10 protein-coding genes are annotated in these 8,604 nt (G+C 70.2%); 9 read left to right on the plus strand and 1 reads right to left on the minus strand.

The window, feature by feature from the left end:
• Window positions 1-181: 181 nt before the first annotated feature.
• The 8 genes from PROKR_RS05315 to PROKR_RS05355 all read left to right on the plus strand — a co-directional run bounded on the left by PROKR_RS05315 (window position 182) and on the right by PROKR_RS05355 (window position 7,277).
• Window positions 182-1,207, plus strand: coding sequence for a daunorubicin resistance protein DrrA family ABC transporter ATP-binding protein (locus PROKR_RS05315; RefSeq protein ID WP_036960241.1), 1,026 nt, complete (start codon window positions 182-184; stop codon window positions 1,205-1,207).
• The gene (locus tag PROKR_RS05320) at window positions 1,204-2,013 is read left to right on the plus strand and encodes an ABC transporter permease (RefSeq protein WP_036960244.1); all 810 of its coding nucleotides are present in this window, start codon (window positions 1,204-1,206) and stop codon (window positions 2,011-2,013) included. Before PROKR_RS05315 ends, PROKR_RS05320 begins: the two co-directional genes overlap by 4 nt.
• Window positions 2,014-2,059: 46 nt before the next feature.
• The gene (locus PROKR_RS05325) at window positions 2,060-2,803 is read left to right on the plus strand and encodes an SDR family NAD(P)-dependent oxidoreductase (RefSeq protein ID WP_342665853.1); all 744 of its coding nucleotides are present in this window, start codon (window positions 2,060-2,062) and stop codon (window positions 2,801-2,803) included.
• 81 nt (window positions 2,804-2,884) lie between these two features.
• A complete protein-coding gene (locus PROKR_RS05330; protein WP_169736329.1) occupies window positions 2,885-3,718 on the plus strand; it encodes a hypothetical protein in 834 nt (277 codons plus the stop codon).
• A gap of 1 nt (window position 3,719) precedes the next feature.
• Window positions 3,720-4,022, plus strand: a complete 303-nt coding sequence (locus PROKR_RS05335) for a hypothetical protein (protein WP_036960249.1) — start codon at window positions 3,720-3,722, stop codon at window positions 4,020-4,022.
• A gap of 72 nt (window positions 4,023-4,094) precedes the next feature.
• Window positions 4,095-4,637, plus strand: a complete 543-nt coding sequence (locus PROKR_RS05340; RefSeq protein ID WP_036960312.1) for a DUF1990 domain-containing protein — start codon at window positions 4,095-4,097, stop codon at window positions 4,635-4,637.
• Window positions 4,638-4,970: 333 nt separating this feature from the next.
• Window positions 4,971-5,570: a histidine phosphatase family protein gene (locus tag PROKR_RS05350; protein ID WP_245605710.1), complete on the plus strand. Its 600-nt coding sequence runs from the start codon at window positions 4,971-4,973 to the stop codon at window positions 5,568-5,570.
• Window positions 5,571-5,723: 153 nt separating this feature from the next.
• Window positions 5,724-7,277 (plus strand): alanine/glycine:cation symporter family protein, encoded by a 1,554-nt coding sequence (locus PROKR_RS05355; protein WP_036960254.1) that lies wholly within the window; start codon window positions 5,724-5,726, stop codon window positions 7,275-7,277.
• 42 nt (window positions 7,278-7,319) lie between these two features.
• Here PROKR_RS05355 and PROKR_RS05360 read toward each other — a convergent pair whose 3' ends face one another.
• Window positions 7,320-8,075 (minus strand): DUF2625 family protein, encoded by a 756-nt coding sequence (locus tag PROKR_RS05360; protein ID WP_036960256.1) that lies wholly within the window; start codon window positions 8,073-8,075, stop codon window positions 7,320-7,322.
• An 80-nt stretch (window positions 8,076-8,155) separates the two neighbouring features.
• On the opposite strand from PROKR_RS05360, the gene PROKR_RS05365 reads away from it, so the two are divergent.
• On the plus strand, window positions 8,156-8,604 hold a 449-nt coding region (locus tag PROKR_RS05365), incomplete at its 3' end, for an MFS transporter (RefSeq protein ID WP_036960315.1).

The raw sequence follows: 8,604 nt of genomic DNA on the forward strand, positions 1-8,604 counted from the left end.
CAGGATCCTCGAGGAGCTGGCGCGCGCGAGGTCGCTGGCCGACGAGCTGGCCGACCGGCTACGGCAGACCGCCGCGCCGTCGCCGCCGCGGCTGCCCTGACGGGAGCCGCTGCTTCGACCACTTCCGAGTCGGAACGGGGCCCGGACCGGACGGCACCGCAGTGGACAGCGGGAGGATTCCATGACCGACTCGCCGGCTGTCGAGGCACGCGGCCTCGTCAAGCACTTCACCAGCCGCAAGTCCGTCACCAAGGCCGTCGACGGTATCGACCTGTCGATCGGCGAGGGCAGCGTCTTCGGCCTGCTCGGCCCCAACGGGGCCGGCAAGACCACGGTCGTCCGCATGCTCGCCACCCTGCTGCGGCCCGACGCCGGGACCGCCAGCGTCCTGGGCCACGACGTGGTGCACGACGCCGACGCCGTCCGCTCCGCCGTCGGCCTCACCGGGCAGTACGCGTCCGTGGACGAGGACCTGACCGGCACGGAGAACCTCATCATGCTCGCCCGCCTCTACGGCTTCGCGCCCGCCGCGGCCCGCCGCCGGGTCCAGGGCCTGCTGGAGGCGTTCGACCTGGCCGACGCCGGATCGCGCCAGGTCAAGACCTACTCCGGCGGCATGCACCGGCGCATCGACCTCGCCGCCTCGCTCGTGCTCGCCCCGCGCGTGCTGTTCCTGGACGAGCCGACCACAGGCCTGGATCCACGCAGCCGCAACCAGGTGTGGGACATCGTCCGCGTGCTGGTGGACGACGGCGCCACCGTGCTGCTCACGACGCAGTACCTCGACGAGGCCGACCAGCTCGCCGACCGCATCGCCGTCGTCGACCACGGTCGGACCATCGCCGAGGGGACATCCAGCGACCTCAAGCGGTCGGTCGGCGAGGGGGCCGTGCACCTGCGCGTCGCCGAGGTGACCGACCGCACCCGGGCCGCCGAGATCACCGAGCGCGTGCTCGGCACCGAGGTCACCTACGACTCCGACCCGCACGCCATCGCGGCCCGCGTCCCGGACGACGGCGCGGACGCCGTCCCCCGCCTGCTCCCCGCCCTGACCGAGGCCGGGATCAGCGTGCCCGAGTTCACGCTCGGCCAGCCGAGCCTCGACGAGGTCTTCCTCGCCCTCACCGGCCAGCCCGTGCCGGACGACGAGGAGCCGGCCCCGGAGCACGGCACCCGATCCCGCGAGACCACCGAGGTGCCGCGATGACCGTCACGACCCTGCGCGACGCCGTCGCCCTGACCGACCGGCCCACCCGGCCGTCTGCGCTCGGGACCACGCTGACGTTCGGCTGGCGCGCGCTGCTGAAGATCAAGCACGTGCCCGAGCAGCTCTTCGACGTGCTGGTCTCCCCCGTCATCTTCACGCTGATGTTCACGTACCTGTTCGGCGGGGCGCTGGCCGGCTCCACGCAGGCGTACGTGCAGTTCCTGCTGCCGGGCATCCTGGTGCAGACGATCCTGTTCGTGACCATCTACACCGGCTACACGCTCAACAACGACATCTCCAAGGGCGTGTTCGACCGGTTCCGCTCGCTGCCGATCTGGCGCCCGTCGCCCGTGGTCGGCGCCCTCCTGGGCGACACCGTGCGCTACACGATCGCCTCGGTGATCACGATCGCGCTGGGCCTCCTGCTGGGATTCCGGCCCGAGGGCGGGCTGGCGGGCGTGGTACTCGGCGTGCTGCTCCTGCTGGTGTTCGCCTTCGCGCTGAGCTGGACGTTCATCATCCTGGGGCTGCTGGTCCGCTCGCCGAACGCCGTCATGGGCATCTCGATGCTGGTGCTCATGCCGCTGACGTTCGCCTCGAACGTGTTCGTCGACCCGGCCACCATGCCGTCCGGGCTGCGCGCGTTCGTCGAGGTGAACCCCGTGACCCACCTGGTCACCGCGGAGCGCAGCCTGATGGCGGGCAGCCCGGACACGTCCGCGATCCTCTGGGTGCTGGTCGCGTCCGTCGTCCTGACGGCAGTGCTGGGGCCGATCGCGATGCGGATCTACCGGACCAAGACCTGAGCCCTGGCCGGAGTTCCGGAACCGGGGCGCGCCTACGATCGAGGTCATGGACTCTGCGACCGTGCACCGGATCCTCGTCACGGGTTCCGCCGACGGGCTGGGCCGCCTCGCGGCCGACACGCTCCTGACCGAGGGGCACGAGGTGGTGGTGCACGCGCGCGACCCGGACCGGGCGGAGGCCCTGCGGCCGCTGGTCGACCGCGGCGCTCATCTCGTGGTGGCCGACCTCGGCGAGCGGGACGCCGTCCGCGACCTCGCCGCCCGCCTGGCCGACGACGCCCCACTGGACGCGGTGATCCACAACGTCGGGGTGTGGAGCGGCCGGGCGGTCATGCCGGTCAACATCGTGGCCCCGTACCTGCTCACGGCCCTGCTGCCGGATCCGCGGCGCCTGGTTTACCTGAGCAGCGGCTCGCACTACAGCGGTCGCCCGGTGCTCGACGGCGTCGACTGGCAGGGGCGGAAGCCGGGCTCGTACGGCGACAGCAAGCTGTACGTCACAGCCCTGGCGGCCGCCGTCGCGCGCGTGCGTCCGGGTGTGCTGAGCAACGCCGTCGACCCCGGGTGGGTGCCCACCCGCATGGGCGGGGCGGGCGCGCCGGACGATCTGGAGCTGGGCCACCGCACGCAGGAGTGGCTGGCGACGAGTGACGATCCGGAGGCGCTGACGACCGGTGGGTACTGGTACCACCGGGAGCGGCAGGAGCCGCATGCGGCGGCGCTGGACGTGGGGTTCCAGAACAGGCTGCTGGGGGCGCTGGAGAGGGAGACCGGCGTCGCGGTCGAGTAGCGGTCTCCAGGTCGATCGGGCGGTCTTTCACAGCGCGATCTTGCTCCTCGCGCCCGAGGCCAGCGCTCGACCATAACCCCTGTGGGAAACTCCCCCGTGCGCTACGCAACCGTGGAGTCGTCCGACGGCGGGACGATGACCGACGTCCGCCCCTACCTTGCGTGGCTCGAGCAGCACGCCGACGAGCTACCACCAGGCGCCCGGACGTTCGCACTCCATCCGGAGCACTACGACTTCTCTCATCAGTGGTGCCCGCGCAGCGCGTCGTTCGACCGCATGTCCACTCGGCACACCGACGACGGCGTCGAGGTCGTCCTGGTCCTGGCCGCGTGGGGCGAGGCGCCGCCCGAGTTCGTCGTGCGGTACCACGGTGTGTCCCACATCGAGCTGGACGGCGACCAGGATGACGACATGCGCTCGAACCTCATGGCCGACGAGCTGCTGCCACACGCCGACGGCGTGAGCCACGAGCTGGAGTTCACCAACCGCACCATCACCGTCGTCGCGCGCGACCTGACGGCGGGGTGGCGCGGCAAGGCCGGACCGGAGAGTCCTCGCGATCCCGGCGACGACGCTGGCGAGGTGAGCCTCGCGACGCTGGTCTGGCATCTCCAGCATCGACCTCGCATGTTCGTCATGGACGACTCGTTCGCCACGCTGGCCGCGTTCGTCGGCGGCTTCGACTGGGCCCGAGAACGACTCCTGCGTGGCTTCTCGCGTTGGCTCCACGACCGGCTCAGGACCTGCGGTCCCAATATCGTCTGGGAGCGCCACATCGTGGAGGCGGTCGTTCCGCCTGAACGGCAGGACGTCAGGCAGCGCGACCTGACCGCGGAGGAGGACACCGCGGCGTGCGCACTCGCCCTGGATCTGCTCAGCACGTACCTTGCCGAACGCGGCGACGTCGCGGAATGACGTGGGCGCGTTCAACTCGCTCGATGTGACGACCGACTGCCCGGCGTGCCAGACGACCGCACCGCGCGAGATTCAGTTCCGGTACGGCACGGTCTGGCAGTACCGCTATCAGCTGGGCGACGCCCTGCGCTGGGACCGTGACCATGTCGGGGACCCCGACGCGTCCGGCGTCGTCCTGGATGGCTGGCTGTGCGAGTGCCCAGACTGCGACCACGACGGGCGGATCGCGGTCTATGTACGCAAGAACGTGCTCATCGCGGTCGGCCCCGTCGAGGATGTGCCGCAGCTCGCCGAGCTCGAGTGACTGGCTCTGCCCCACGATCTAGGCGGCATCATTCTCAAGGCCGACAGCAATTCCGATGAACGGATGGGATTCATGAACGACGACCTCCGTCGACGACCCCTGACCTACACCGGCGTCGGCAGCACAGCCCCCGCAGCCGAACAGTGGCCGCCGCCCGCAGGGTGGCGCGCCTACGAACACACGGTCCGGCTGGGTTCCGGAACCGACCTCTGGGACACGGCCTCGTCGGTGGTCCTCTCCTGGGGCATCAAGACCCGCAGCGGGTTCACCGTGCAACCGGCGCTCGAGGCCGGACGTAGCGCACGACAGGGCGAGCGCTACTGGCTCGTCGCACGCATCGGACCCTTCCGCGTACGAGAGCCGGTCGAGATCATCGCAACGGTCTCGACCGGCAACCGGGCCGCGCTTTCCTACGGCACCCTGGACGGCCATCCGGTCTCCGGCGAAGAAGCATTCATCGTCCACCGGGACGACAACGGGAACGTGAACCTCACGCTGCGCTCCCTCACTCACGCCGGCCGGGGCATGTGGCGCGGACTCTTCCCGTTGATCCTGGTCGCTCAGCGCATCTATCGACGGCGGTACCTGCGCGCGCTCCGGCCCGGCGACAGTTGAGTACCGTTTGAGACTCGGAGCCTGCCCCGTGCTGGCCACGGCACGATCGGCACGAGTTGGAAGGTCTGATGTTCGCGATAAGTCCGGCGGAGTGGGTCGTCCTCGTCGTATGGGTCGCGGGGGTTGCGGCTGCGGTCTATTCAGTGCGAGGAAACGTCTTGCTCAGCCGCCGCCTGCTGGTGCTGACAGTCGCCACGTTCCTGCCTCTCGTCGGTTCGATCGTGGGTTTCGTACTGGCGGTTCTCCGGTTCAGGCAGGACCGGTCAGCAGAGTGCGAAAATGTGTCGGATTGACGGCCTGGCACATTGGTCTCGGCACATCGCGGCCCCACACGTGAGCGCCCCGCTCCGAATGTGGTGCCTCCGCCACGCCGAGTCCGAGAACGTCACCGCCGCCCTCGCCGGCGCCCTGCCGAACGCACCGCTCACCGCGCACGGACGTGAGCAGGCCCTCCGCACCGCCCACACCCTGGCGGGCGAGCCGATCAGCAATGTCTATGCCAGCCCCGCCAGACGAGCCCTCGAGACAGCACGACCCCTCGCCACAGCAATCAACCTCCAGGTCGAACCGGTACCCGAGCTCGTCGAGATCGGCATCGGGCAGCACGACGGCAGCAGCGACCCCGCCGTACGCGCACGCACGGCCGAGGTCCTCCGCGCCTGGGTCGTCGACGGCCGCCTCGACGAGCGGGTCGCCGACGGCGAGACCGGCCACGAGGTCCTCGCCCGGACAACAACGGCCCTTCAGCGCATCGCCGGACGACACGAGGGCGAGACCGTCGCCGTCGTCGGTCACGTCGGCAGCCTGACCCTCGCCCTGAGCCGGCTGTGCTCGCTCGGCGCCTCCGTGTGGGGAGCGCCGCTCCCCCACGCCGAGCCGTTCCTCGTCGAGTGGGACGACGGCGGATGGAACTGTCCCGCCTGGCCGGCGTGACCACACTTCTGGGCCCACAGGCCCACCTTCGGGCGAAGGACTGGCGTTCACCCATATTTCACCCGTTAGGGTGTCCGACGTTGCCAGTCCGTGACCGCGCTCACAGGTCGCCTCCGGTGCGCGTGTCCGAACAACCACACCCAGGAGCTACGCATGAGCTTTGCCGATTCCATCGGCACCGTGAACGAGCTGATCTGGTCGATCCCGCTGATCGCCCTGTGTCTTCTCGCCGGTCTGTACTTCTCCCTCCGTACCGGCTTCCTCCAGGTGCGCCACATCCCCGACATGGTCGCCCAGCTCAAGAAGGGCGAGAAATCGGAGGACGGCACGTCCTCCTTCCAGTCCCTGATGATGTCGCTCGCCGGCCGCGTGGGCGTGGGGAACATCGCCGGCGTCGCGACGGCGATCGCCTTCGGCGGTCCCGGGGCCGTCTTCTGGATGTGGACGTCCGCATTCCTGGGCGCCGCCACGTCCTTCATCGAGTGCACGCTCGGCCAGATCTACAAGGAGAAGGACCCGGACACCGGTGAGTACCGCGGTGGCCCGGCGTACTACTTCGAGAAGGCCTACAAGCACAAGGCCCGTGGCCTCTCGCTGGCCTACGGGATCCTCTTCGCGGTCGTCACCATCCTCGCGATGAGCTTCTTCCTCCCGGGTGTGCAGGCCAACGGCATGGCGTCGGCGATCGACACCGCGTGGGGTGTCCCCACCTGGGTGACCGCCATCGGCCTGGTGATCCTGCTGGGCTTCATCGTCATCGGTGGCGTCAAGCGCATCGCGAACTTCGCGGTGGTCGTCGTCCCCGTGATGGCCCTGCTCTACATCCTCATCGCGGTCATCGTCTTCTTCGTCAACTTCACCGAGATCCCGCAGGTGTTCGGGCTGATCTTCGGCAGCGCCTTCGGCGTCCAGCCGGTGTTCGGGGCGATCATCGGCCTCGCGATCAAGTGGGGCGTGCAGCGCGGCATCTACTCCAACGAGGCGGGTCAGGGCACCGGGCCGCACGCGGCTGCGGCCGCCGAGGTCTCGCACCCGGCCAAGCAGGGCTTCGCACAGTCCTTCGCGGTGTACGTCGACACGCTGTTCGTCTGCTCCGCGACCGCGTTCATCATCATCTCGACGGGCATGTACAACACTTTCGCGGGCGAGGTCTGGCCGAGCGACGTGATCCAGGAGGGTGGCGGCGGGCTGAGCAGCGACGTGGAGCCCGGACCGGGCTTCGTGCAGCAGGGCCTCGACTCGGTGTTCCCGGGTGCCGGCCCCACGTTCATCGCCGTCGTCCTCTCGTTCTTCGTGTTCACCACGATCGTGGCGTACTACTACATGGCCGAGACCAACCTGAACTACCTGACCCGCAAGATGACCAACCGCCTGGCGGCGCGCGCCATGCAGCGCGCGCTACAGGCCCTGGTGCTGGTCTCGGTGGCCTACGGCGCGGTGACCACCGCAGGGGCGGCCTGGGGTCTCGGCGACATCGGCGTCGGCTCGATGGCCTGGCTGAACATCGTGGGCATCCTGTTCCTCCAGGGTCCTGCACTGAAGGCGCTGAAGGACTACCGGGAGCAGAAGAAGCGGGGGCTCGACCCGCAGTTCGACCCGCGGCGGCTCGGCATCGAGAACGCGACGTTCTGGGAGGACCGCGCCGACGGCCGGCTCCGGAGCGGAGCCGTCGGGGAGCCGACGGCGAAGCAGCTCGACCGCGACTGACCCGGACCGGCCCAGGCCAGAGAACGCTCTGGCCTGGGCCGATCAGACCCGGTCGCCGAACTTCCCCAGCGGCCCGAGGTCAGCACCGTCGATCTGCGCGGCAGTGGACCGAGCGAGCCCGACCAGCTCCGCCATCGGCACCACGGCCCTGCTGGTGGCGGCAAGATCCACGTGCGCCTCCTTGGTCCAGAGCGGCGGGAAGAAGTTCAGGCCGCTGTCACCGCTGAGATCACGGGTCTCGGCCTCCCAACCGGTCCAGCGCAGGCCCTCCGTGAAGTCGGCCAGTCCGCCGTCGAGCACCCACGCGAGCCACGCCGCGTGGCCGGCCTCCAACCGCTCCCACTGGAGAGTGTCCGGCGCGAGGTAGATCATCTCTCCGGGATTCCCGGGCCGTCCGACGCCGTCGGGGTCGGTCCCGTTGAGCACGAAGGTCCCGCCGAGGGCGTCGTGGGCCACGACGATCCCCAGCGCCGCGGACCAGTCAGCGGTGGGTACCGGCGGGAAGTCGTTCACCGCGGCCAAACCGGGCAGCCTGGCGGGCGGCTGCTGCCCGAAGACGTCCGGCGCGGGGCTCCCGTACACGCGCAACCAGCCGTGATCGATCAGGAGCCCGCCCGTGTGCACGACGAGGGCGCCGAGGTAGGACTTCGTCGTGACCTGGAGCTGCTCGAGGGTGCGCCGGCTGGTCGCGTCGTCGGGCGCGAGGATCTCGACGGGGACCGAGGCCTCGGCCACGCGCCGCCGCAGCTCCGGCCAGGCGGGTTCCTGCGTGGCGGTCAGGTTCTCGAACAGTCGCACCGCTCGATCGTAGTCGCGCGGCGGGTGCCGCAACGGGAGCGGGTTGACCCTCGACCCGCTCGACCCTCCAGGGTCCAGCCATGCCCACTCCGCTCCCCCGCACCTGGCTCGTCTTCCTCGCCGCGAGCACCCTCAGCCAGCTCGGCGACTCCGTCCTCTGGTTCGCCCTCGGCTGGGCCGCGGCGTCGCACGGCGGCCAGGTGGCCGCGCTCGTCCTGACGGCTTCCGGCCTGCCCCGCCTGATCCTGGTGCTGGTGGGCGGCTCCGTCGCGGACCGCGTCGGCGCCCGACGCCTGCTCCTGTGCACCGAGGCCGTCATGGTCGTGATCTGTCTCGCTCTCGCCTTCGGTCTGGACGCCACCGGTCCGACGCCGTGGCTTCTCGCCGCCGCCGGCCTGGCCTCCGGCGTGGTCTCGGCGTTCTCCCTGCCCGCCCTGGGCTCGATGCCCCGCCGCCTGGTCGACGACGCCGCGCTCCCCCGCGCGCTGGCCCTCCGTCAGGGCCTGGGCCAGACCGTGCTGCTCGCCGG

Origin of the sequence: Promicromonospora kroppenstedtii DSM 19349 (assembly GCF_000515355.1) — a bacterium.
Classification (GTDB): Bacteria; Actinomycetota; Actinomycetes; order Actinomycetales; family Cellulomonadaceae; genus Promicromonospora; species Promicromonospora kroppenstedtii.

Excerpts from the sequence above, each read along its gene's own strand:
- PROKR_RS05315 (WP_036960241.1), top strand. The coding sequence starts at position 182 with ATGACCGACTCGCCGGCTGTCGAGGCACGCGGCCTCGTCAAGCACTTC.
- PROKR_RS05320 (WP_036960244.1), top strand. The coding sequence starts at position 1,204 with ATGACCGTCACGACCCTGCGCGACGCCGTCGCCCTGACCGACCGGCCC.
- PROKR_RS05325 (WP_342665853.1), top strand. The coding sequence starts at position 2,060 with ATGGACTCTGCGACCGTGCACCGGATCCTCGTCACGGGTTCCGCCGAC.
- PROKR_RS05340 (WP_036960312.1), top strand. The coding sequence starts at position 4,095 with ATGAACGACGACCTCCGTCGACGACCCCTGACCTACACCGGCGTCGGC.
- PROKR_RS05355 (WP_036960254.1), top strand. The coding sequence starts at position 5,724 with ATGAGCTTTGCCGATTCCATCGGCACCGTGAACGAGCTGATCTGGTCG.